Below are 21,952 nucleotides of genomic sequence, written 5' to 3' on the forward strand. Positions count from 1 at the left end.
CCAATTGTTAATCCATACCATGGACACTTCATTTCACAGGAGTGTCGTCATGACTGTTTCCCGTTTGTTGCGTGTCATCCCCGGCCTGGCCGCCTTGTCATTGTTCAGTGCCCTGTTCAGTGCACAGTGCAGCGCCGCGCCCCAGGCCGAGGTCGGCGTCAGCCCCTGGGGGCCGAAGGATGAGATCGGTCGCCTGAACCTGATCACCGAGCAGTCGCGGGCGGCGATCATGGCCCGGGTCAGCGGCAGCCAGGCCTACGACCTGGCGGTCGAATATTACGTCGGCATGCCCAGCTGGCAGGCGGCGGGCGATCCGCCTTACCAGATGTGGATGACCCACACCCCCCACGGCAACGTGATCGCCGACCCGATGCAGGTCGGCGAGCCGATGAACCGGCATGTCAGCTATACCGGCTCGGCGGTGTCGATGTACGCCCATATGGGCACCCATATCGATGCGCTCAACCACTTCGGCCTGGACGGCAAGATCTGGAACGGCTTTCGCGCCGACCAGCACCTGGGCGACCGTGGCTGGAACGTTACCGGTGCGGAAAAACTGCCGCCGATCGTCGCCCGTGGGGTGCTGATCGACGTCGCCGCGGCCAAGGGCGTGGACATGCTGGCGGACAATTACCGGGTGACCCGCGCCGACCTGCAACAGGCGCTGAAGGCGCAGAAGGTCAGCCTGGAAAAGGGCGACGTGGTGCTGATCCGCACCGGGCGCATGCGTGACTATGAAAAGGCCCAGGCCTATATGGCCAACCCGCCGGGCATGAGCCTGGACGCGGCGAAGTTCCTGGTGGAAGAGGGCGGCGCCATGGTGGTGGGCGCCGATAACCTGAGTTTCGAGACCTTCCCGTCGGAGGTGGAAGGCAACTACCTGCCGTTGCACACCTACCTGCTGGCGATGCAGGGTGCGCCGATCCTGGAGCTGGTCAACCTCGAAGGCCTGTCGCGGGACCGGGTGTACCAATTCGCCTTTATCGGTGCGTCGTTGAAGTTCCGCGGCGCCGATGCCGCACCGATTCGGCCGATTGCCTTGCCGATTCGCTAGGCGTTTGCCGCGTGACCTGTAGCCGCTGCCGCAGGATTCCGGCCGGGCCCGATGTTTGTGTAGCCGCTGCCGCAGGCTTCGATCGAGCGGTACGCTCGTAGGGATCTTGCGGGCGCTGGAGACCCTGCGGGTCTATCGCAGCCTCGCGGGGCTCGGCAGCGGCTACAGGGAACGGGGACACCCCTCGATATTCCGGCCGGGCCCGATGTTTGTGTAGCCGCTGCCGCAGGCTGCGATCGAGCGGCACGCTCGTGGGGATCTTGCGGGCGCCGAGACCCTGCGGGTCTATCGCAGCCTCGCGGGCTCGGCAGCGGCTACAGGGGGCTGTCGGCGTTAGTCTTGCTCGCATAACGCTCGCAGGGCCGGGTCGCGTAATTGCATCAGCTCGAACAGCCCCAGGGCCCGGAGCGCGGGCAGGGCGGCCAGCAGATCTTCCTCGGCTATGCGCCGCTGTTCTGCCAAGGTGCCCGGATCGGTCCACAGCCGGGCATTGATCAGGAAGGCCCCCACCGTGCCCTTGCGCACCCGGGTGCCGTTGAAATCGCCATGGTTGAGTTGATCGGGTAACAGGTCTTCGGCGCGCATGGAGCAATCCTCGTGTGAATGAGCGCTCAGTCTGCGGCCTGGGGATTGGCTAAACTGCCTGGTTCTTGCCGTTGAATGACGTGAAACAGCCAATGTCCCAACCTTTGGTTTCCCCCTTGCTCGCTCAAGCCCAGGGCGGCCCGCTGCTGTTCGCGGCGTGGCAGCACAACCCGATCGAACGGCAGACCGCCGCCCACAGCCATGCCCGCGGCCAACTGCTCGGCGCCCGCCGCGGCCTGCTGTCGGTGACGGCGGCCGACAGCCAGTGGGTGGTGCCGGCGACCCATGCGGTGTGGGTGCCGCCCCGCTGCGAACACGCCTTGCGTTCCCATGGCCCGTTCGACGGCTGGAGTGTCTATATCGAGCCTGACGCCTGCCACGAACTGCCGGCGCAACCACGGATCATTGCCACCTCCGGGCTGTTGCGGGAGGCGGTGATGCGCGCGGCGAGCTGGCCACAAGGCGCGCTGGATGAGCCGCAATCGCGCATCGCCCGGGTGATCCTCGATGAGCTGGGCAGCCTGCCGGTGGAACCCTTCGGCTTGCCATTGCCTGTGGACCCGCGATTGCGGCGGATCTGCCAGGCGCTGGCCGATGACCTGGCGGACAACCGCGGCCTGGAAGCCTGGGCCCGGTGGGCGGGGATCTCGCCGCGAACCCTGGCCCGGCGGTTTGTCGGCGAGACTGGCTTTGCCTTCAGCCAGTGGCGACAACGGGCGCGCTTGCTGCGGGCCCTGGAGCGCCTGGCGGCGGGCGACGCGGTAACCCGGGTGGCGCTGGACCTGGGCTATGACAATGTCAGCGCCTTTATCGCCATGTTCCGCCGTCAGTTCGGGGTGACGCCGGGGCGCTACTTCGCCCGGCACGAAAACGGCTGAGCACCGTGACCCCGGAAGGCGTGAGCCGGCTGGCGATGGCCTCCCGTCATCCCGTCGAAAACCGCTCCCGGCTGTTGCTCAGGTGGGTCCACATCGCCGCACGCGCCGCATCCGGGTCCTGGCGGCGGATGGCGGCGTAGACGGCTTCGTGTTCCTGGTTGGCCAGGGTCGCCAGTTGCGCCAGGTCGACATCGCCGCGCTCGGCGTCGCGCACCCGGGTCCGCGGGATCAGGGCGTTGCCCAGGGATTGCAGGATCTGCACGAAATAAGGGTTGCCGGTGGCTTCGGCGATCAGCAGGTGGAAGCGCTGGTCGGCCTCCACGCAACTGTCGTTGTTGGCCAGCAACTGCTGGTAGTCGTCCAGCGCCTGGCGCATCTGCGCCAGTTGCTCGGCGCTGCGCCGGCGGGCGGCGAGGGCCACCGCCTGGGTTTCCAGGCCCAGGCGCAGTTCGAGGATGTCGCGCACGCTCAGGGCGGTGTCGACGTTCAAGCGCAGGCCGTGGGTGTCCTGGCGTTCCAGCACGAAGCTGCCGACGCCGTGGTGGGTTTCCACCCAGCCGGCGGCCTGCAGCTTGGAGATGGCTTCGCGCACCACGGTGCGGCTGACGCCATGGGCGCGGACGATGGTGCTTTCCGACGGCAGCTTGTCACCGGGCTTGAGAATGCCGCGCATGATCTGCCGGGTCAGGTCGCTGACCAGCTCATGGGCCAGGTTGGTGGAAGGGCGACGGCGGCCCGGGGCGATATCGGATTCGGTGCTCATGGCAAGGTCGCGCAGGGAAAGCAAAAAGCTTATCACCGAAGTGGTCGGGCAGCGCTCAACTTGTCTGACATGTATGACAAGTTGTCGGATAAGTCGCTTCCGGATTCAGTGCGGGTTCTTTGTGTGAGTGCGGCCTGAAAAATATTCCAGCTAAAAGAATTTTTATTTATCCAATTAAAATCAATTAGTTGTGATTATTTTACAGCGCCTTTCTCGATCAAGACTGCCTTGCAGACCGGCCTCGGTAGTGAGTCTACGCTTGTGACGCTATTTTTCTACTTGTATGATGACTGTCAACTAGGGCGCTCGCCCAGTCACCCGCACACAACAACAAACAAGTGGGAGAGGCATCGTGAATACCACCCTTGATCCATCCGGGGACGATTCCCTGCTGGCCATCGCCGTGGCGAAGGTCAAGCGTCATGTGCTGCCGCTGTTCGTCATCATGTTCATCGTCAACTACATCGACCGGGTCAACATCGGCTTCGTCCGCACCCACCTGGAACATGACCTGGGCATCGGCGCCGCAGCCTACGGTTTTGGCGCCGGGCTGTTCTTCATCGGCTACGCGCTGTTCGAGGTGCCGTCCAACATGCTGTTGCAGCGGGTCGGCGCGCGGATCTGGCTGACCCGCATCATGTTCACCTGGGGGCTGGTGGCCACGGCCATGGCCTTCGTGCAGAACGAAACCCAGTTCTATGTGCTGCGCTTCCTGCTGGGGGTGGCCGAGGCCGGGTTCTTCCCCGGGGTGATCTATTACTTCACCCGTTGGCTGCCCGGTGTGGAGCGGGGCAAGGCGATCGCCATTTTCCTAAGCGGTTCGGCCGTGGCCTCGCTGGTCTCCGGCCCGCTGTCCGGAGCGCTGTTGCAGATCGAAGGCCTGGGCTGGCACGGCTGGCAGTGGATGTTCATCGTCGAGGGCATGGCCTCGGTGCTGCTCTGCGGTTTTGTCTGGTTCTGGCTCGACTCCACGCCCCGTGACGCCAAGTGGCTGAGCCCCGCCGAACAGGAGGCGCTGGTGCAGGCGATCGACAGCGAACAGCGCGAGCGCGAAGCGGCGATGCCGGTCAAGCCGTCGCTCTGGACCCTGCTCAAGGACCGGCAGATCCTGCTGTTCTGCCTGATCTACTTCTGCATCCAGCTGACCATCTACGCCGCGACCTTCTGGCTGCCGAGCATCATCAAGAAGATGGGCGACCTCAGCGACCTGCAGGTGGGTTTCTTCAACTCCATTCCCTGGCTGATCTCGATCATCGCCATGTACGCCTTCGCCGCGGCGTCCGGCAAATGGAAGTTCCAGCAGGCCTGGGTCGCCAGCGCCTTGCTGGTGGCGGCGGCCGGGATGTTCCTGTCCACCACCGGCGGGCCGGTGTTCGCCTTCGTCGCCGTGTGTTTCGCCGCCATCGGCTTCAAGTCGGCGTCCGCGCTGTTCTGGCCGATTCCCCAGGCCTACCTGGATGCGCGTATCGCCGCCGCGGTGATCGCCCTGATCAACTCCATCGGCAACCTCGGCGGCTTCGTCGCCCCGGCCACCTTCGGCCTGCTGGAGCAGCGCACCGGGTCGATCCAGGGCGGCCTGTACGGCCTGGCGGCGACCTCGATCATCGCCGCGATCATCGTGTTTTTCGCCCGCACCCGGCCCAAGGCCCCTACCACGCCGACACCCTTGGGCGCTGCCCGCCCGCTACTGGACAAATCCCACTGACTTTTGCCGACAGGAACCGACCCATGACGCTTGAATCCACCCACCATCATCCTGGCCAGACACCACTCATCACCCGACTGCAAGTGGTGCCGGTGGCCGGGCATGACAGCATGCTGCTCAACCTCAGCGGCGCCCACGGCCCGTTCTTCACCCGCAATATCGTGATCGTCAGCGACAGCGCCGGTAACACCGGGGTCGGTGAAGTGCCAGGGGGCGAGCGGATTCGCGCCACCCTCGAGGAGGCCCGCGAACTGCTGGTCGGCCAGCCCATCGGCCACTACCAGAAGCTGCTCAACCAGGTGCGCCAGCGCTTTGCCGAGCGCGATGCCGGCGGCCGCGGCCAGCAGACCTTCGACCTGCGCATCGCGATCCATGCGGTGACCGCGCTGGAAGCGGCGCTGCTCGATCTGCTCGGCCAGTTCCTCGGTGTGCCGGTGGCGGCGTTGCTCGGCGAAGGCCAGCAGCGCGAATCGGTGAAGATGCTCGGCTACCTGTTCTATATTGGCGACCGGCGCCAGACCGACCTGGCCTACCGCAACGAAGCCGAGGCCGACGATGCCTGGCTGCGCCTGCGCCATGAACCGGCGCTGAACGCCGAGAGTATCGTGCGCCTGGCCGAGGCGGCCAAGGCGCGGTATGGCTTCAACGACTTCAAGCTCAAGGGCGGCGTGCTGCGCGGCGAAGAGGAAATGGAGGCGGTCACCGCCCTGGCCGAATGTTTTCCCAAGGCGCGCATCACCCTCGATCCCAACGGTGCCTGGTCGCTGAAGCAGGCGATCGCCCTGTGCCGCGACCAGCACCAGGTGCTGGCCTATGCCGAAGATCCCTGCGGCGCGGAAAACGGTTACTCCGGGCGCGAGGTGATGGCCGAATTCCGTCGTGCCACCGGGTTGCCTACGGCGACCAACATGATCGCCACCGACTGGCGGGAAATGGGCCACGCGATCCAGCTGCAAGCGGTGGACATTCCCTTGGCCGATCCGCATTTCTGGACGATGCAGGGTTCGGTGCGGGTAGCGCAGATGTGCCATGAATGGGGCCTGACCTGGGGCTCGCATTCCAACAACCACTTCGATATTTCCCTGGCCATGTTCACCCATGTGGCGGCCGCGGCGCCGGGCGAGATCACCGCCATCGACACCCACTGGATCTGGCAGGACGGCCAGCACCTGACCCGCAATCCGCTGCAGATCGTCGAGGGCTGTGTGGCGGTGCCACAGACGCCTGGGCTGGGCGTCGAGCTGGACCTGGACGCGCTGGCCCGCGCCCACGAGCTGTACAACAGCCGCGGCCTGGGCGCCCGGGACGACAGCGTGGCCATGCAGTGCCTGATCCCGGGCTGGCGCTTCGACAACAAGCGGCCGTGCCTGGTGCGCTGAGCCAGGCGCCGACCCTGTTAGGAGGCTTGGCACAGGGCTTGGCCGGGCCGCTGCATTCACAGTAATGTCAGCGGCCCGTCTGCTTTTGGAACCTCGCAATGACCTCTTTCTACGATGCCCGCGGCAATCTTTACGGTGTGGTGGCGCCTGCCACGGTACGTGAGCTGGGGATTGCCTTGCCGGCCAGCGCGGCCGAGGCGGCGCTGGCCCGGGCCAGCTGGAGCGAACAGGTTATCGAGGCCCTGTGCGGCTGGGCGCCCGGCACCCGGCCGGCTGGGGCCAAGGCCCATCGCAGCGACGGCTTGCTGGTCGGGCCGTTCCAGGACGCGCCGCCGTTCGACCTGCTGATCGTCAACACCGACGGCACCCTGGCCGAGCGCAGCGGCAACGGCCTGACCATCTTTTCCCAGGCCTTGACCGAGCAAGGGCTGCTGCCGGCCCAGGGGCCTACGGAGTTGCGGGTGCATCACGACAAACCGGATGGGGTGTCGCCGGTGGCAACGGTGGTCGAGCCGGCACAGGTCGCCGGGGTGTCCGGCTTCTGGCTGGACCTCGGGCAACCGGCGTTCGGTGCACAAGCCGTGGGCGCGCAACACGGGGTCGAGAATGACGGTTCGAGCTGCGTCGAGCTGAGTCGGGTGCGCGGGCTGGCGCGGCTGCACCCGGAATGGAGCCGCAGCCAGTTCGTGCGCATCGGCAACCCCCATTGCGTGACCCTGGTCGGCGATGCCAACGCCTTGCCAAGCAACCGGCAGATGAATGAAGCGCCCCTGGCCGAGGCGCTGACGCGCATTGCCTACGCCATGCCCACCGGCAGCGGCGAGCCCTGCCCGGCGGGGGTGAACCTGCAATGGGCGTGGCTGGAAGGGCCGCAGCGCATCGCCGCCCGGGTGTTCGAGCGCGGCGAAGGCCCCACCGCATCCTCCGGCACCAGCGCCAGTGCCGTGGCCAGCGCGGCGTGGCGGGTCGGCTGGGTCAAGGCCGGCGAAGTCGCGGTGCTGATGCCTGGCGGCACCGCGCCACTGCGCCTGGAGGAGCGGGGTGGGGAGTTGGTGCGGGTGAGCCTGTTCGGTACGGCGGTGGGTATTGCTTAGATCGAGGTGTATTCAAGTACGCCATCGCGGGCAAGCCTCGCTCCTACAGAAGACCGCGATCTTGGTTTCGGAGTGAGGCTTGCTGCGATGACTTAGCCGTACAGGGATCGGGTTGGTCGCAACAGCACGACTGACGTGCGTCTGTAGGAGCGAGGCTTGCCCGCGATGACGTCAGCGGCCGTTACACAAGCCCCGCATCGCCCGGCAGCTCCACTTGGGCCATCTGCCGTTTCATCAGCACCTTGCCGTCGCGGATCGAGTACAGCGGCAGGCCCTGGCTGCGGATCATTTCATAATCGCTGTCGGCCGACAGGATCAGCAGGTTGGCCGGCCGGCCTTCCTCCAGGCCGTAACGCTCGCCCAGGGCCAGGGCCTTGGCGCTGTTGTCGGTGACCAGGTCGAGGGCGCTCTGCAGGTTGCGGTAGCCGAGCATGTGGCAGATGTGCAGGCCGGCTTCCAGCACCCGCAGGATGTTGCCGTTACCCAGGGGGTACCAGGGATCGACGATCGAGTCCTGGCCGAAACACACGTTCATCCCGGCTTCCAGCAGCTCGTTGACCCGGGTCACGCCGCGGCGTTTCGGGAAGCTGTCGAAGCGCCCCTGCAGGTGGATGCTTTCGGTGGGGCAGGAAACGAAGCTGATGCCCGAGTGGCCGAGCAGGCGGAACAGCTTGGCGCAGTAGGCGTTGTCGTAGGAGCCCATGGCGGTGGTGTGGCTGGCGGTCACCCGCGAACCCATGTCGCGGCTGCGGGCTTCTTCGGCCAGCACTTCGAGAAAGCGCGAATGCGGGTCGTCGGTTTCGTCGCAATGCACGTCCACCAGGCAGCCGGTACGTTCGGCCAGGTCCATGAGGAACTTCACCGAGCTCACGCCCTGGTCGCGGGTGTACTCGAAGTGCGGAATGCCGCCCACCACATCGGCGCCGAGGCGGATTGCCTCCTCCATCAGTTCGCGGCCGTTGCGGTAGCTTTCGATGCCTTCCTGGGGAAAGGCGACGATCTGCATGTCCACCAGGTGCGCGCTTTGCTCGCGTACTTCGAGCATGGCCTTGAGCGCGGTCAGTTCCGGGTCGGTGACGTCGACATGGGTGCGCACATGCTGGATGCCATGGGCGGCGAGGGCGCGGATGGTTTTGCGGGCGCGGGCCTTGGTGTCTTCCTGGGTGATGGTGACCTTGCGCTCGCCCCAGCATTCGATGCCTTCGAACAGGGTGCCGCTCATGTTCCAGCGCGGCTCGCCGGCGGTGAGGGTGGCGTCCAGGTGAATGTGCGGCTCGACGAAGGGCGGCACCACCAGGTTGCCGCCGGCGTCGAGGTCGTCGGGGCCCAGGGTCTGGGCTTCGGTCTGCCGGGCGATGCTGGCGATGCGACCGTTCTCCAGGTGCAGTTCGTGCAGGCCTTCGCGGTTGCGCAGGCGGGCGTTGATGATGAGCATCGGAGTGATTCCTTTTTCAATCCAGGCGGTCAGGGTACGGCGCTCGGGCCGGCGGCCGCAACGTCGCGTGGTCCGGGTTCATGCCTGGATGTCCGCCGCGGTGGTGGCGCGTGCGCCGAACAGGCTGCTCAGCAGCATGTAGCTCAGGGCGGCGGCCGCGATGCCCACCAGCGGCGCGACCCAGGGCGAGCCGAAGGCCGCCACGGTGCCGATGGCATAGGCGCCCAGGCCGGCCCAGTTGAACGCCGGCAACTTGCTGTCGGCCAGGCGCGGGTACTGGCCGCGGTAGCGATAGAAGAAGTCGGCCATGATTACTCCGCCAATCGGCGGGATCACCGTGCCCAGCAGAATCAGGTAGGGCACCAGCATGTCGTACATGCCCAGCAGCGCCAGCAGGGTGCCGATCACCGCGCCGACCAGGGTCACGGTCTTGCGTCGGCCAGTGCGCAGCAGGTTGCAGCCGGCGACGGCGAAGTTGTAGATGGTGTTGTCCTGGGTGCTCCAGATATTCAGCAGGAGCATGGCCATGGCGGCCATGGCGAACCCCTGCAACAGCAGCACTTCGACCACGTCCGGCTGCTGGTAGACGATGGCGCCGTAGGCCCCGATCAGCACCATCAGGCCGTTGCCGATAAAAAAGCCGATCAGGCTGGCCAGCACCGCGACCCTGGCCGAACGCGAAAAGCGCGTCCAGTTGGTGGCCTGGGTGGCGCCGCTGACGAAGGTGCCGAACACCAGGGTGATGGCCGTGGACAGGTCGAGGCTGGCGCTCGGCACCACGGCCAGCAACCCATCGAGGCCGCCGACCTTGACCGTGGCCACCCACATCGACAGCAACAACAGCAGGGCCATGGCCGGCACCGCGATATAAGAGAGGATTTCCAGCCCGCGGTAACCGACGTAGGCGGTGGCGCAGAACACCATACCGAACAGCACCATCAGCCCCAGCACGGTGCCCTGGCCCAGCTCGAAATACTTGCCCAGCACCACCGCGGCGGTGGCGGTGCCCCAGGCGTACCAGCCGATCTGGGTGAAACCGAGGATCAGGTCGCTGAGCTTGCTGCCCACCTCGCCGAAACAGAAGCGCCCCATCAGCACCGAGTTCAGGCCGCTCTTGAAGGCGATATAGCCCAGGCCCGCCGCGTACAGGCCCAGCAGCAGGTTGCCGAGGACGATCACCCCGAGCATCTGGCCAAAGCTGAAGGCCACGCCGAGCTTGCCACCGGCGAACATGGTGGCGGTGAAAAAGGTGAAGCCCAGCAGCACCATGGCCGTGGAGGCCAGGCCCTTGCGCGCGTGCATCGGGACTTCGCTGAGCGGGTAGTCGTTGCCTGGATCGTTCTGCGTCATCTGCCTTCCCCCTGATTGGCCCAGGCCGGGCCTGGTGCGTAAGCGACGCAGGCCCATTGCAGTCGCCGTGCCAACGCCCTCGGCGTCAGGGGCGCCCAGCCGGCGTTGTGCAACCTGCAGGAGATTTATAGACAAGCAGCGGATTTTTGCTTTGTGGCGTGTCCGATTGGCCGGCTCAGGCGCGAAAGCGGTGCGCCGGTGAGACAAATTGGATCACTGGCCGCTCAGTCCTCGGGAGCCTCGAAAATACCCTCGATGGGCAGGCCGAAGGCCTTCGCAATCTTGAAGGCCAGGGGCAGGCTGGGGTCGTAGCGCCCGGTCTCGATGGCGTTCACCGTCTGCCGCGAAACCTCAAGGCGCGCGGCCAGTTCCGCCTGGGACCAGCCTTGCGCGGCGCGCAGTTCACGCAGGCGGTTGTTCACTGGTAACGCCTGTTGCCGAGAAGCGTGGCCACCAGCCATACCGAGCCCATGATCGGCCAGACGGCGAACATCGACAGTCGCGGCAGGCCCGCTATTTCCAGGAAGCCGTAGCTGAAGGTGATCAGCGCGGTACAGACAAAGGCGATGCCCAGGGCGTTGAGCTGGATGCGCTGGCTGAGTTCATCCAGGCGCCGCAGCTGGCGGATGACCACCAGCGCCATGGCGATCATCGGGATCACGGGAATCAGCGACACCGCGATGCGCCCGGCGCTGCTGTCCATGCCCGACATCAGGTAAGTGCTGAGCACCACGGCGACAAGGTACGCCAGCAGGGCGAGGGTGAATTCCACGAGGTAGCGTTTGCCGCACATGGCCGGCTCCTGAAGTAAAGGGTGCTTTACATTAGGCAGGCGCTCCAGGGGTGTCAAGGACGCTTTACATTGGCTCAATCGAACAGGGTCAGGCGGGTTTCGCCGCGATGGAAGGCAAAGGCCGCTTCGATATCGCCTTCCACGGTGCGGCCGCGGGACAATTCGGGCAGGGCGTCGAGGGCGAAGAACCCGGCGTCGCTGACTTCCGAGCCGGCCACCGGGGCGCTGCGCTCACTGCGTTCGCAGAGAAAATACAGCTTGTAGAAATCCCGGGTGTCGGGGGTGAAGGGGCCCTTGGCCTTGTGCCGGACGCTGTAGAGGGCGCGAGCCGAGACGCTGAGCCCGGCTTCTTCGTGGATCTCCTTGACGATGTTTTCGGCGGCCGACAGGCCGATATCGGCATAACCGCCGGGCAAGGCCCAGCGGCCGTCGGTCTGTTCGCGGACCAGGAGGATGCGCTCGTCTTCGATCAAGGCGCCACGCACATCCACCAGGGGTGTCGAGTAGCGTTTGGCGAAGTCCGACACCAGGCCGGCGATGCGTTCCAGGGGCACGTCGGCCAGTTGCGCGAGCATGTCGTGGGCGATATCGGCGACTTCCTGGTAACGCTCGCGATCGAAGGGGTCCTTGCAGAAATGCAGCCCGGTGGAGGCGAGGGCCTGCAAGCGTTTGGCGTGGGTGAGCCAGGTGTTTTCCATGGTGGATGTCCTCAAGTAATCGCTGGGGCTGAATCCGTCACTGTAGGAGCGAGCTTGCTCGCGATGAGGCCCCTGAGCATTGCATCGACCTTGAAGATTTATCGCGAGCAAGCTCGCTCCTACAGTGGGGGGGCCGGCCGTTGTCGTGCGAGGTAAGCGGCCAGGCGCGGTAGGGCTTCTTCGGCGCTGCGGCTATGGCCGGCCCAGGTACAGGCCAGCATCAGGTTGCGCGGCAGCTGGAAATCCTCCACCAGGAAACCTTCGGCGTCGCGGCCGTCGGCGTCATGGGGCACTTGTTCGCGCAGGGTCGCGGGTGCGTCGAACCAGGCCCACACCGGTTTGCCCAGGGCGATGGCCATGCCCACCTCGAAGGCGGTGCCGGAGTCCGGTTCCAGGCCGCGAAAGGCGTTGAGATTGGCCAGCACCGCGTCGCAGTCGCGGATCATCTGCAGGTTCTGCTGGCAGATCAGTTGGGCGGTCTGCTCCGGCGTCGGCTGGGCCGGCACCTGCTGATCGAAAGGGTAAAGGCCTTGCAGGCCCTGGGCCTGGCACAGGCGCTTGAGGTATTCGCCGCGGGCGATGGCATCGCGGCGAAATACATCGAAGCCGGCGAGGTAGATGCGTGGGCTCATGTCTCGCTCCCGGCCTGGGGTAGAAAACGCAGCAGCGCGGCGATGATGGCTTCCGGTGCGTCTTCCTGCAGCAGGTGGCCGGCGTTGGGCACGGCCTGGAACCGCGAGCCGGGGATCAGCTGGTGCAGTTGGCGACCGCGCTCGATGGGGATCCACTGATCGTCCTCGCCCCAGAGGATCTGGGTCGGGCAACGGATGCTCGGATAGAGCCCGGCCACTTCCGTGGTGTAGCGCTCGTCCATCTGCGCGATCTGCCGGTAGAAGGCGGCCTGGCCGCTGGCGCCGAGCCAGGGCTGGACGTAGGGTGCCAGCTCCTGGTCGGGGATCTCGCGCTGGATCGCCCCACGAATGTAGGCCGGCACAATGGCGCGCTGGATGTAGTCCGGCACGCCGCTGAAGGCCTGTTCGTGCTGGCGCACGTGCTGCACGAACGGCGAGCCCCAGGGCGACAGCGCCACCGGGTCGATCAGGGTCAGGCTGCGGTAGTCCTTGCCATTGAGCAGGTGGGCGCGCAGGGCGGTGGCGCCGCCGAAGTCGTGGGCCACCACGTCCGGGCGTTCCAGGCCCCAGTGCTCCAGCAGTTCGGCCAGCAGCTGGTTCTGCACGCCGAGGGACACATCCTGGCCGACGGCCTGTTCCGACTGGCCGTAGCCCAGCAGGTCGAAATAATGCACCCGGTGGCTGGCGCGCAAGTGCGGGGCGATGCGGTGCCAGACGTAGGAAGAGAAGGGCGTGCCGTGCACCAATACCAGGGGCGGGCCCTCACCGTGAATCGCGTAGCGAACGGTGTACCCATTGAAGCTGTAGGTTCGATCCAGCGGCCAATCGCTCATGCTGTGGTCCTCTGCGGGTGATCAGTCCAGCGCCTTGCTCATGTAGGCCCGGCGCAGCCCGCGCTCCTCGGCGCGGTGGCTCTTGGTGTGACCGCGGCGCGTGTACAGGACGATGTTTTCGCTCATGGCTTCGTGGGTGTAAAGCCGGATGCAGCTATGACCGGCGGCGAGCACTTGTCGTTCAGCGAAGTCCGGCCATTGCCGGCCTCGATCAGGCTCAGGTCGGCCACGGTGGCCGGGCGAATGGTCGAGGGCATGAGGGGGCGTTCTCCGCTCAAGGCGCGAGGGCCGAGCGGGCAAGCATAGGCATAAAAAAACCACCGCGGGCGGTGGTTTTTTTCAAGCGGGCGACGGTTTATTCGCCGCGATAGATGCAGCCGCTGGTGCAGGTCTCGTGGATGCGGATCGCACTCAGCTCGGGCAGCAGGGGTTTGAGCTCGTTCCAGATCCACTTGGCCAGCACTTCGCTGGTGGGGTTTTCCAGGCCGGGAATGTCGTTCAGGTAGTTGTGGTCCAGGCGCTCGTAGAGCGGCTTGAAGATCTCCTTGATTTCGGAGAAGTCACGAATCCAGCCGGTGTGCGGGTCGAGGTCGCCGCTCAGGTGGATGGCCACCTTGAACGAGTGGCCGTGCAGGCGCCCGCACTTGTGGCCGGCAGGCACGTGGGGCAGGCGGTGGGCGGATTCGAAGGTAAATTCTTTGAAGATTTCCACAGTGTCGGTCAGCTCGGTCAGGTGGCTATCGCCGCGGGCGATGTAAGGCAGGCAGCGAGTTTACCAGCTTGGTTGTGCGGGTGCGGGAAAACACTGACTAAAGGGTCAATAGCCGTTCGCCGAGACGACCACCTGCGGCCAGTTCGAGGAACTCGTCGCCCAGCCGCCGGCTTTCGTCCATCGCGCTGCGCCAGTATTTCTGGCGGCTGGCGTCGTCGCCCATGAAACGCTTGAAGTCGTTGCGGTCCGGCAGCTTGCCGTAGGGCAGGCGCGCCAGGTATTCCTTCGACGGCGCCAGCAGCAACACGTCCTGCAGACGGCCGGGGTTGCCGCGGCGCCAGGGCAGGGTCTTGTCGAACCAGCCGGGAATCACCCGGTCGGTGAAGTGCGGGTAGAGCACGATATCGTCGCCGCTGTAGGGCAGGTCGAGGTGGTAGTCCAGCAGGCCGCCGTCGCGGAAGGTGCCGGCCCCGGCGCCGGGCAGGTCGCGCACGCCTTGCATGACCATCGGGATCGAACCCGAGGCCAGCAGGGCCTGGCGCAGGTTGCCAATGTCCAGCGGCACGAAGCGCGAGGGGAAGTCGTCGAGGGCTTGCAGTGGCGGCGCCAGGCGCGGGTCGTGCAGCACCAGGCGTTCGAAGTGCCGCGACAGGCGCGCGCGGCCACGCAGGTTGTCGGCGATCACCGAGGACAATCCCAGGCCCAGCCGCCCGCGATGGTCGTCGGCGAGCAGGCCGTGGCTTTTCACCACCATGATGTTCAGCCGGTAGTGCGGGTTGTCGAGAATGCTCGAGTCGCGGCCGTCGAGCAGTTCGTGCAGCATGCGCTGCGAACTCTGGCTGATCTGCGCCATGGTCACGCCCTTGGCGAAACTCTGGGCGTTGTACAACTGGCCCAGGCGGCGGATGCCTGCGGCGGCGTCCGGCAGGCAGGCACTGGCGAAGCGCCAGGAACCCACCGAGGCACCGATCAGCGAACGCTCCCGTGGCGCCGCCGGCAGCCATTCGCCGAACAGCGCCAGGTCCAGCCCCTGGATGCCCAGGGCTTTTGGCCCGCCGGCGGCGCCGGGCAGGGTGCCGACTTCGGCCGCGCTCAGGCCGTTGGCGCGGATACGGGCCAGGGCGCGTGGGCCGGCCTTGAGGGTCAGGGCGGGAAACTTGATGTGGATGGCGGTCATACCGGCCTCAATCTCGAGCGACGGGTGAGTATAAAAGCTCGGGCCGGCGGCGCCGAATGAAACCTGCGCGCTGGCGATGATGGCCATTCAGTTTCAATTAAGTTCGACCCGCTATTGTGAGCCGCGTAGCAACACATAACGAGAAAGCCGGAGACACCCCATGAAAACCCTGACTGCCCTGTTCACCGCGACTCTCATCGGCATGACCGCCAGCCTGGCCCATGCTCGCGACCTGGGGCCCGACGAAGCCCTGAGACTGCGCGACGCTGGTACCATTGTGTCCTTTGAAAAACTCAATGCCACGGCATTGGCCAAGCACCCGGGCGCGACCATCACCGAAACCGAGCTGGAAGAGGAGTACGGCAAGTACATCTACCAGATCGAGATGCGCGACCCTCAAGGGGTTGAGTGGGACCTGGAATTGGACGCGGTGAGCGGCCAGGTGCTCAAGGATCATCAGGATACGTAATGAAGGTGAATCTACGCGCCGGCAGCAGGGTGGCCCTGGCGCTTCTGGCTTTTTGCTCGGTGGCGCTGGCCCGCGACCTGGACCAGGACGAAGCCCTGCGCCTGCGCCAGCAAGGGGTGATCCTGCCGCTGGAACAGTTGCTGCAACAGGCCCTGGACCGTTACCCAGGGGCCAAGCTGCTGGAAGCCGAGCTGGAAGAAAAACACGACGTCTACATCTATGAAGTCGAGCTGCTGACCGCCGAGGGCGTGGTCCGCGAGCTGGACCTCGAGGCCACCACCGGCCGCTTACTGAAAGACAAGGAAGATGACTGATGCGCCTGCTCCTGGTGGAAGACCACGTCTCCCTGGCCGACGAACTGCTGGCCGGGCTCAACCGCCAGGGCTACGCCGTGGACTGGCTGGCCGATGGCCGTGACGCGCTGTACCAGGGCGCCAGCGAGCCTTACGACCTGATCGTGCTCGACCTCGGCCTGCCGGGGGTTCCGGGCCTGGAGGTGCTGGAGAAATGGCGTGCCGGCGGCCTGGCGACCCCGGTGCTGATCCTCACCGCCCGCGGCTCCTGGGCCGAGCGCATCGAAGGCCTCAAGGCCGGTGCCGACGACTACCTGACCAAACCCTTCCACCCGGAAGAATTGCACCTGCGCATCCAGGCGTTGTTACGCCGTTCCCATGGCCAGGCCAACCAGCCGACGCTGCAGGCCGCCGGGCTGCACCTCGACGAAGGCCGCCAGTGCGTGGTGCGCGACGGCGTGGATATCCAGCTGACCGCCGCCGAGTTCCGCCTGCTGCGCTACTTCATGCTGCACCCGGAGCAGATCCTCTCGAAAAGCCACCTGGCTGAGCACCTCTACGACGGTGAGACCGAGCGCGATTCCAACGTGCTGGAAGTCCACGTCAACCACCTGCGGCGCAAGCTCGGGCGCAGCGTGATCGAAACCCGTCGCGGCCAGGGCTACCTGTTCGGCGGGAGCGCCCAGTGAGGTCGATCCAGCGCCGCCTGAGCCTGGGCCTGATCAGCGTGATGGTGATTGTCGGCCTGGTGCTGGCGCAGACCAGCCTGTGGCTGTTCGAGATGGGCTTGCAACGCTACCTGGAAGCCGGCCTGCGCAACGACAGCGAAAGCCTGCTGGTGGCGCTGGTGCGTGGCCCCCAGGGTTTGCAGCTGGACGAGCGGCGTCTGTCGCCGGCTTATCAGCGGCCGTTTTCCGGGCATTACTTCCGCATCGATTTCGATGACGTGCACTGGCGCTCCCGCTCGTTGTGGGACCAGGACCTGCCTGCACTTGCGCAGACCGGCCTGCACAGCAACCTGCAACTGGGACCGGAAGGCCAGCGCCTGCTGGTGCTGCGCACCGACTACCGGCGCCTCGGGCAGTCGATTTCCATCAGCGTCGCCCAGGATTACACCCCGGTGCGCGAGAGCTTCCTGCGCATGCAGCAGGTTGGCCTGGGCCTGGGCTTGGCCGGCCTGCTGCTGATCCTGATCCTGCAGCGGCTTACCGTGCGCCGCGCCTTGCGCCCGCTGGAACAGGCCCGCGAACAGATCGCCCAATTGCAACGCGGCCAGCGTTCGCAACTGGACGAACAGGTGCCGCTGGAGCTGGAGCCGCTGGTGGCGCAGATCAACCATCTGCTGGCCCATACCGAAGACAGCCTCAAGCGTTCGCGCAATGCCCTGGGCAACCTCGGGCATGCGCTGAAGACCCCGCTGGCGGTGCTGCTGAGCCTGGCTTCCAACCCCAAGCTGCAAGCGCACCCGGAGTTGCGCCAGTTGCTCGAGGAGCAGCTGGAGCAGGTGCAGCAGCGGCTCAATCGCGAGCTGAACCGCGCGCGTCTGGCCGGCGATGCCTTGCCCGGCGCGCTGTTCGATTGCGACGCCGAGCTACCGGGACTGCTGGCGACCCTGAACATGATCCATGGCGAACACCTGGACCTGAGCTACCAGGCGGCCCCCGGCCTGCAATTGCCCTGGGATCGGGAAGACCTGCTGGAGTTGCTGGGCAACCTGCTGGACAACGCCTGCAAGTGGGCCGATGCCGAAGTGGCGCTGAGTGTCTGGCAGACCGCCCAGGGGTACGGCCTGGCGGTGGACGACGATGGGCCGGGGATTCCCGAGGAACTGCGCAGCCAGGTATTCAGCCGTGGCACGCGCCTGGACGAACAGACCGACGGCCACGGCCTGGGTCTGGGCATCGTGCGCGATATCGTCGAGAGCTGGGGCGGGGTGCTGCGCTTGCTGGAAAGCCCGCAGGGCGGCCTGCGGGTGTTGATCGAGTTGCCTGGGCGCCAGTAGTGGTTGGGACCGAGCCTTGCGGTGACAGGCAGATCGCTATCGCGAGCAAGCTCGCTCCTACAGAGACGGCGCCGTCAGTGTAGGAGCGAGCTTGCTCGCGATGAGACTCTTCAGACCCGGAACTGATCCATCAGGCTCTGCTGTTGGTTGGCCAGGCTGTTCAGCGACTGGCTGACCCGCGCCGATTCGTTGGCCTGCTCCGACAGCGACTCGGTGACGTCGCGGATGGTCGCCACGTTGTTGTTGATCTCCTCGGCCACCGCGCTTTGCTCTTCGGCGGCGCTGGCGATCTGCAGGTTCATGTCGCTGATCACCGTCACCGCGTCGCCGATCTGCCGCAGGGCGGTGACCGCCTGGCCGACCTGCTCGACGCTGCCCTGGGCCTGGCGATGGCTGTTGCCCATCGAGCCGACCACTTCCTGGGTGCCGCTTTGCAGCTCCTCGATGACCTGGCGGGTTTCCTCCACCGACTCCTGGGTACGGCGGGCGAGGTTGCGCACTTCGTCGGCGACCACCGCGAAACCGCGCCCGGCCTCGCCGGCGCGGGCGGCCTCGATGGCGGCGTTGAGGGCCAGCAGGTTGGTCTGCTCGGCGATGGCGCGGATCACTTCCAGCACCGTACCGATCTTCTCGCTGTTGGCGGCCAGGCCTTCGACTTGGGTCATGGCGGTGCTCATGTCGGCCGCCAGGTGATCGATGCTGGCGGTGGTGCGGTCGATCACGCTCAGGCCCTGGCGCGTGGCCTGGTCGGCATCGCGGGCGGCTTGCGCGGCCTGGGCCGCGCTGCGGGCGACGTCCTGGGCGGTGGCGCTCATTTCATGGGAGGCGGTGGCCACCTGATCGACCTGGCGGTACTGCTGCTCCATGCCGGCGCTGGTCTGGGTGGCGATGGCCGAGGACTGGTCGGCGGTGCCGCGGGCGTCCTGCACCGAGCGTTTCACCTCGGCGATGATCGGTTGCAGCTTGTCGAGGAAGCGGTTGAACCAGCCGGCCAGCTGGCCCAGTTCGTCCTGTTTGTCGTAGGCCAGGCGCCGGGTCAGGTCGCCTTCGCCGCTGGCGATGTCTTCCAGCATGTGTGCCACGCCGAGGATCGGCCGGGTCACGCTGCGCGCCATCAGCCACACCAGCAGCAGGCCGAGCACCGCGGCCAGCAGGCCCAGGCCCAGCTCGACCAGGGTGCCGGCCTTATTGCTCTGGTCCAGCTGGTTCTTCAGCGCTTCGGCCGGGCCCACCAGGACCCGCTCCGGCACTTGCAGCAGCACGCCCCAGGGCTTGCCGCCGGGAATCGGGGTGAAGGGCGCGAGCACTTTCAGTTCGCTGTTGTCGTGCAGGCTCTGGGTCTGGGGGCTGGCCGACAGCAGGCGGATCAGTTCGCCGCCGTTGGCCTGGTCCAGCTGGTCCAGGCGCTGGCTGAGCTTGCTGGCGTCGGCGCTGTAGCCGGCGAGTAGGCCGACCGGGCTGATGATGCTGACCGTGGTCTGGCCGTCGTAGAGTTCCTTGCTCGCTTGCTGGCTGACCGATTGCAGGCTGTTGAGGTTGATGTCCACCGACAGCGAGGCGATGACTTTGCCGTTCACCAGCAGCGGGAACACGATGCTGGTCATCAGCACGTTCTGGCCGTCGATCGCATAGAAGTAGGGCTCGATCACGCAGGGCTTGAGGGTGCTGCGCGGGCAGGTGAACCAGGCGTTGGCCGGCTGGCCGCTGGGGCCGGTGGTGGTGTCGCTCATGTCGCTTTCCGGCAGCGCCATGGAGGTCAGCTTGCCCGGGGTCGGCTGCGACCAGTAGAGGGCGAAACGGCCCTTGTCGTTGCTGCCCAGTTCGCCCTGGCCGCTGAAGAGTTCGTCCTTGCCGTCCAGGGCATTGGCCTCGAACACCAGCGACAGGCCGAGCAGGTCGGGGTTGGCTTGCAGCGCCGACTTCACCTGGCGGGTCAGGTCCTCGCGCAGGTCGAAGGCATCGAGGAAGCGCTTCTCGGCCTGTTCGCGCAGGAACAGCACCTGGCGCGAGAAGCCGTGGCCGTATTGATAGGCGTCCATGAATTGCTGGCGGATGCCCAGCGCCTGGACTTCGCCCTGGGCCTCGATGCGGGCCTGGGCGGCTTCGTTGAGCATCTCCATGCTCGAAGCCTTCACCAGTGCGGAGCTGTGCTCCATGCGGTACAGCGAAAGCCCTACCAGCAGGGTCACGATGCCGGCCAGGCAGAGTCCGGCGAGCAAGGTGATTTTCCACTGGATGGAAAGTTGTCTGAGCGACATGGAGACGTCCTTATTCGATATTTATTTGAGACTTTGCAACGTATCGGCCGCAGAACGGCCTTCTTTAAACGCTCGTTCGAATTTCCCCCGGGGACTGGCTCGTTGCGGACTCGCCCCTTGTAGCCGCTGGCGTAGCCTGCGCTCGGGCGCGGAGCGGCCGCCACTCCAGGCGCCTCGGGAGTACCAGGCATACTGCGGCGTCCGCCCTGGCCAGCGCGTTGCGCTGGATCGCAGGCTGCGCCAGCGGCTACAGGAAAGGCGTTGGCAGCGGACCGCCGGTTTTGACAAGCGTTGCCCGCTGCTGCAAAGTGCGCGCCCTCTAATAAGACCCTCCTTTTCCAATCCGGCGTCGGCAGCCATGCCCTCTGGCCGGACTCATTCCTTTTGCGGCGTTTTCCCGTCGCAGTGCCATGAGGTAACGATGATTAATGCAGTAATTGCCGCGGTTGGCGTCATGCTGGTCCTCAGCCTGTCCCGCGTGCATGTGGTGATCGCGCTGATCGTAGGCGCGCTGGTGGGAGGGTTGACCGGTGGCCTGGGCATCGAGGCGACCCTCAAGGCTTTCAACAACGGCCTCGGCGGCGGAGCGACTGTGGCCCTGTCCTACGCCTTGCTCGGCGCCTTTGCGGTGGCGATCGCCAAGTCCGGCCTGGCCCACGCCCTGGCGGACAAGATCCTGCTGTTGGTGGACCGCCAGGACGCCAATGGCGGCGGCAACGTCAAATGGCTGCTGATCGGCCTGTTGTGGGTGGTGGCGATCGCCTCGCAGAACATCCTGCCGATCCATATCGCCTTCATCCCGCTGCTGGTGCCGCCACTGTTGTATGTGCTGAGCAAACTGCAACTGGACCGACGGCTGATCGCCTGCGTCATCACCTTCGGCCTGATCACCCCGTACATGTTCCTGCCGGTGGGGTTCGGCAATATCTTCCTCAACGAGATCCTGCTGGCCAACGTCGCCCGCAGTGGCGTGGACATCAGCAATATCAATGTCACCCACGCCATGGGCATTCCGGCGCTGGGCATGGTCTTCGGCCTGCTGCTGGCCTTTGTCAGCTACCGCAAGAAGCGTGTGTATGACCTGCAGCTGATCGAGAAAGTCGAGCAGGTGACGGTGCAATACAACCCGCGCACGCTGCTGGTGGCGGGCCTGGCGATTGTCGCGGCCTTTGTCATCCAGCTGTTGCTGGATTCGATGATTATCGGCGCGCTGTCCGGCTTCCTGATCTTCTCGGTGTCGGGCATCGTGCGCTGGCGCGAGACCGACGACCTGTTCACCGAAGGCATGAAGATGATGGCGATGATCGGTTTCATCATGATCGCCGCCGCCGGTTTCGCCGAGGTGATGAAGGCCACCGGCGAGGTGAAGAGCCTGGTGGAGTCTTCGGCCAGCTGGATTGGCCACAGCAAGGGCGTCGGCGCCTTGTTGATGTTGCTGGTGGGACTGTTGGTGACCATGGGCATCGGCTCGTCGTTCTCCACCGTGCCGATCCTGGCGACCATCTTCGTGCCGCTGTGCGTGCAACTGGGCTTCAGCCCGCTGGCGATCGTCTGCATCGTCGGTACCGCCGGTGCCCTGGGCGACGCCGGTTCGCCAGCCTCGGACTCGACCCTGGGCCCGACCTCCGGCCTGAACATCGACGGCCAGCACCACCACATCTGGGACACCGTGGTCCCGACCTTCCTGCACTACAACCTGCCGCTGCTGGCGTTCGGCTGGGTCGCGGCGATGGTGCTCTGAGGCCGCGGGGTTTCAGCTGTACTGTGTTGTCCTTATCGCGAGCAAGCTTCGCTCCTACAGAAGCGTCGTATCTGTAGGAGCGAAGCTTGCTCGCGATAAAT

24 protein-coding genes and 1 pseudogene are annotated in these 21,952 nt (G+C 65.8%); 10 read left to right on the plus strand and 15 right to left on the minus strand.

Going from position 1 to position 21,952, the window contains the following annotated elements:
• Positions 1 to 49 precede the first annotated feature (49 nt).
• Entirely contained in the window at positions 50 to 1,054 is a 1,005-nt protein-coding gene (locus J4D28_RS18690; protein ID WP_009049886.1) for a cyclase family protein, read from the plus strand.
• Between the two features lie 333 nt (positions 1,055 to 1,387).
• Here the strand turns inward: J4D28_RS18690 and J4D28_RS18695 are convergent, their stop codons facing one another.
• Positions 1,388 to 1,639 carry a hypothetical protein gene (locus tag J4D28_RS18695; protein WP_009049885.1) on the minus strand — a complete coding sequence of 84 codons (252 nt, stop codon included), beginning with the start codon at positions 1,637 to 1,639 and terminating at the stop codon, positions 1,388 to 1,390.
• A 92-nt stretch (positions 1,640 to 1,731) separates the two neighbouring features.
• Here J4D28_RS18695 and J4D28_RS18700 point away from each other — a divergent pair, with 92 nt between their 5' ends.
• The gene (locus tag J4D28_RS18700; protein ID WP_103331407.1) at positions 1,732 to 2,517 is read left to right on the plus strand and encodes a helix-turn-helix domain-containing protein; all 786 of its coding nucleotides are present in this window, start codon (positions 1,732 to 1,734) and stop codon (positions 2,515 to 2,517) included.
• A gap of 46 nt (positions 2,518 to 2,563) precedes the next feature.
• Here the strand turns inward: J4D28_RS18700 and J4D28_RS18705 are convergent, their stop codons facing one another.
• Entirely contained in the window at positions 2,564 to 3,280 is a 717-nt protein-coding gene (locus tag J4D28_RS18705; RefSeq protein WP_009049883.1) for a FadR/GntR family transcriptional regulator, read from the minus strand.
• A gap of 352 nt (positions 3,281 to 3,632) precedes the next feature.
• Between J4D28_RS18705 and J4D28_RS18710 the strand changes: the two genes are divergently transcribed.
• The 3 genes from J4D28_RS18710 to J4D28_RS18720 all read left to right on the plus strand — a co-directional run bounded on the left by J4D28_RS18710 (position 3,633) and on the right by J4D28_RS18720 (position 7,458).
• The gene (locus tag J4D28_RS18710; protein ID WP_009049882.1) at positions 3,633 to 4,985 is read left to right on the plus strand and encodes an MFS transporter; all 1,353 of its coding nucleotides are present in this window, start codon (positions 3,633 to 3,635) and stop codon (positions 4,983 to 4,985) included.
• Between the two features lie 23 nt (positions 4,986 to 5,008).
• Entirely contained in the window at positions 5,009 to 6,364 is a 1,356-nt protein-coding gene (gudD, locus tag J4D28_RS18715; protein WP_009049881.1) for a glucarate dehydratase, read from the plus strand.
• A gap of 98 nt (positions 6,365 to 6,462) precedes the next feature.
• The gene (locus J4D28_RS18720; protein ID WP_009049880.1) at positions 6,463 to 7,458 is read left to right on the plus strand and encodes a diaminopimelate epimerase; all 996 of its coding nucleotides are present in this window, start codon (positions 6,463 to 6,465) and stop codon (positions 7,456 to 7,458) included.
• Positions 7,459 to 7,639: 181 nt separating this feature from the next.
• Here the strand turns inward: J4D28_RS18720 and codA are convergent, their stop codons facing one another.
• The 11 genes from codA to J4D28_RS18770 form a co-directional block, all read right to left on the minus strand.
• Positions 7,640 to 8,893 (minus strand): cytosine deaminase, encoded by a 1,254-nt coding sequence (gene codA, locus J4D28_RS18725; protein WP_009049879.1) that lies wholly within the window; start codon positions 8,891 to 8,893, stop codon positions 7,640 to 7,642.
• 78 nt (positions 8,894 to 8,971) lie between these two features.
• Entirely contained in the window at positions 8,972 to 10,243 is a 1,272-nt protein-coding gene (gene codB, locus J4D28_RS18730) for a cytosine permease (RefSeq protein WP_009049878.1), read from the minus strand.
• Positions 10,244 to 10,467: 224 nt separating this feature from the next.
• A complete protein-coding gene (locus J4D28_RS18735) occupies positions 10,468 to 10,665 on the minus strand; it encodes a helix-turn-helix transcriptional regulator (RefSeq protein WP_009044678.1) in 198 nt (65 codons plus the stop codon).
• Positions 10,662 to 11,036: a hypothetical protein gene (locus J4D28_RS18740; protein WP_009049877.1), complete on the minus strand. Its 375-nt coding sequence runs from the start codon at positions 11,034 to 11,036 to the stop codon at positions 10,662 to 10,664. Before J4D28_RS18740 ends, J4D28_RS18735 begins: the two co-directional genes overlap by 4 nt.
• Positions 11,037 to 11,110: 74 nt before the next feature.
• Entirely contained in the window at positions 11,111 to 11,734 is a 624-nt protein-coding gene (locus J4D28_RS18745; protein WP_009049876.1) for an NUDIX hydrolase, read from the minus strand.
• A gap of 119 nt (positions 11,735 to 11,853) precedes the next feature.
• Entirely contained in the window at positions 11,854 to 12,366 is a 513-nt protein-coding gene (locus J4D28_RS18750; protein ID WP_009049875.1) for a nucleoside 2-deoxyribosyltransferase, read from the minus strand.
• A complete protein-coding gene (locus J4D28_RS18755) occupies positions 12,363 to 13,199 on the minus strand; it encodes an alpha/beta fold hydrolase (protein WP_009049874.1) in 837 nt (278 codons plus the stop codon). The genes J4D28_RS18750 and J4D28_RS18755 overlap by 4 nt, the downstream gene beginning before the upstream one ends.
• Before the next feature lie 21 nt (positions 13,200 to 13,220).
• Positions 13,221 to 13,325 carry a hypothetical protein gene (locus J4D28_RS30450; RefSeq protein WP_039968093.1) on the minus strand — a complete coding sequence of 35 codons (105 nt, stop codon included), beginning with the start codon at positions 13,323 to 13,325 and terminating at the stop codon, positions 13,221 to 13,223.
• Positions 13,322 to 13,456 (minus strand): hypothetical protein, encoded by a 135-nt coding sequence (locus J4D28_RS30455; protein ID WP_256587654.1) that lies wholly within the window; start codon positions 13,454 to 13,456, stop codon positions 13,322 to 13,324. The genes J4D28_RS30450 and J4D28_RS30455 overlap by 4 nt, the downstream gene beginning before the upstream one ends.
• A 98-nt stretch (positions 13,457 to 13,554) precedes the next feature.
• Positions 13,555 to 13,911 (minus strand): 6-carboxytetrahydropterin synthase QueD, encoded by a 357-nt coding sequence (gene queD, locus J4D28_RS18765; RefSeq protein ID WP_007930577.1) that lies wholly within the window; start codon positions 13,909 to 13,911, stop codon positions 13,555 to 13,557.
• 97 nt (positions 13,912 to 14,008) lie between these two features.
• Positions 14,009 to 15,088 carry a hypothetical protein gene (locus J4D28_RS18770; protein WP_009049872.1) on the minus strand — a complete coding sequence of 360 codons (1,080 nt, stop codon included), beginning with the start codon at positions 15,086 to 15,088 and terminating at the stop codon, positions 14,009 to 14,011.
• Positions 15,089 to 15,248: 160 nt separating this feature from the next.
• Here J4D28_RS18770 and J4D28_RS18775 point away from each other — a divergent pair, with 160 nt between their 5' ends.
• Genes J4D28_RS18775 through J4D28_RS18790 form a run of 4 tightly spaced genes read left to right on the plus strand, consistent with a single transcriptional unit; the run spans position 15,249 to position 17,852 of the window.
• Positions 15,249 to 15,557: a PepSY domain-containing protein gene (locus J4D28_RS18775; protein WP_007930566.1), complete on the plus strand. Its 309-nt coding sequence runs from the start codon at positions 15,249 to 15,251 to the stop codon at positions 15,555 to 15,557.
• Complete coding sequence (locus J4D28_RS18780; RefSeq protein WP_007930564.1) at positions 15,557 to 15,871, plus strand: PepSY domain-containing protein; 315 nt, start codon at positions 15,557 to 15,559, stop codon at positions 15,869 to 15,871. The genes J4D28_RS18775 and J4D28_RS18780 overlap by 1 nt, the downstream gene beginning before the upstream one ends.
• The gene (locus tag J4D28_RS18785) at positions 15,871 to 16,539 is read left to right on the plus strand and encodes a response regulator transcription factor (RefSeq protein ID WP_009049871.1); all 669 of its coding nucleotides are present in this window, start codon (positions 15,871 to 15,873) and stop codon (positions 16,537 to 16,539) included. Before J4D28_RS18780 ends, J4D28_RS18785 begins: the two co-directional genes overlap by 1 nt.
• Positions 16,536 to 17,852, plus strand: a complete 1,317-nt coding sequence (locus tag J4D28_RS18790) for a sensor histidine kinase (RefSeq protein ID WP_009049870.1) — start codon at positions 16,536 to 16,538, stop codon at positions 17,850 to 17,852. Before J4D28_RS18785 ends, J4D28_RS18790 begins: the two co-directional genes overlap by 4 nt.
• A 110-nt stretch (positions 17,853 to 17,962) precedes the next feature.
• Here J4D28_RS18790 and J4D28_RS30735 read toward each other — a convergent pair whose 3' ends face one another.
• Both J4D28_RS30735 and J4D28_RS30740 read right to left on the minus strand, forming a co-directional pair.
• Positions 17,963 to 18,718 carry a methyl-accepting chemotaxis protein gene (locus J4D28_RS30735; RefSeq protein WP_371920945.1) on the minus strand — a complete coding sequence of 252 codons (756 nt, stop codon included), beginning with the start codon at positions 18,716 to 18,718 and terminating at the stop codon, positions 17,963 to 17,965.
• Between the two features lie 102 nt (positions 18,719 to 18,820).
• Positions 18,821 to 20,110, minus strand: a pseudogene (locus J4D28_RS30740) (HAMP domain-containing protein); the annotation flags it as partial.
• A 424-nt stretch (positions 20,111 to 20,534) separates the two neighbouring features.
• Here J4D28_RS30740 and J4D28_RS18800 point away from each other — a divergent pair.
• Positions 20,535 to 21,851, plus strand: a complete 1,317-nt coding sequence (locus tag J4D28_RS18800; protein ID WP_162473262.1) for a Na+/H+ antiporter family protein — start codon at positions 20,535 to 20,537, stop codon at positions 21,849 to 21,851.
• Positions 21,852 to 21,952: the final 101 nt, after the last annotated feature.

Source organism: Pseudomonas sp. GW531-T4 (genome assembly GCF_017349615.1).
Lineage (GTDB): Bacteria > Pseudomonadota > Gammaproteobacteria > Pseudomonadales > Pseudomonadaceae > Aquipseudomonas > Aquipseudomonas chlororaphis_I.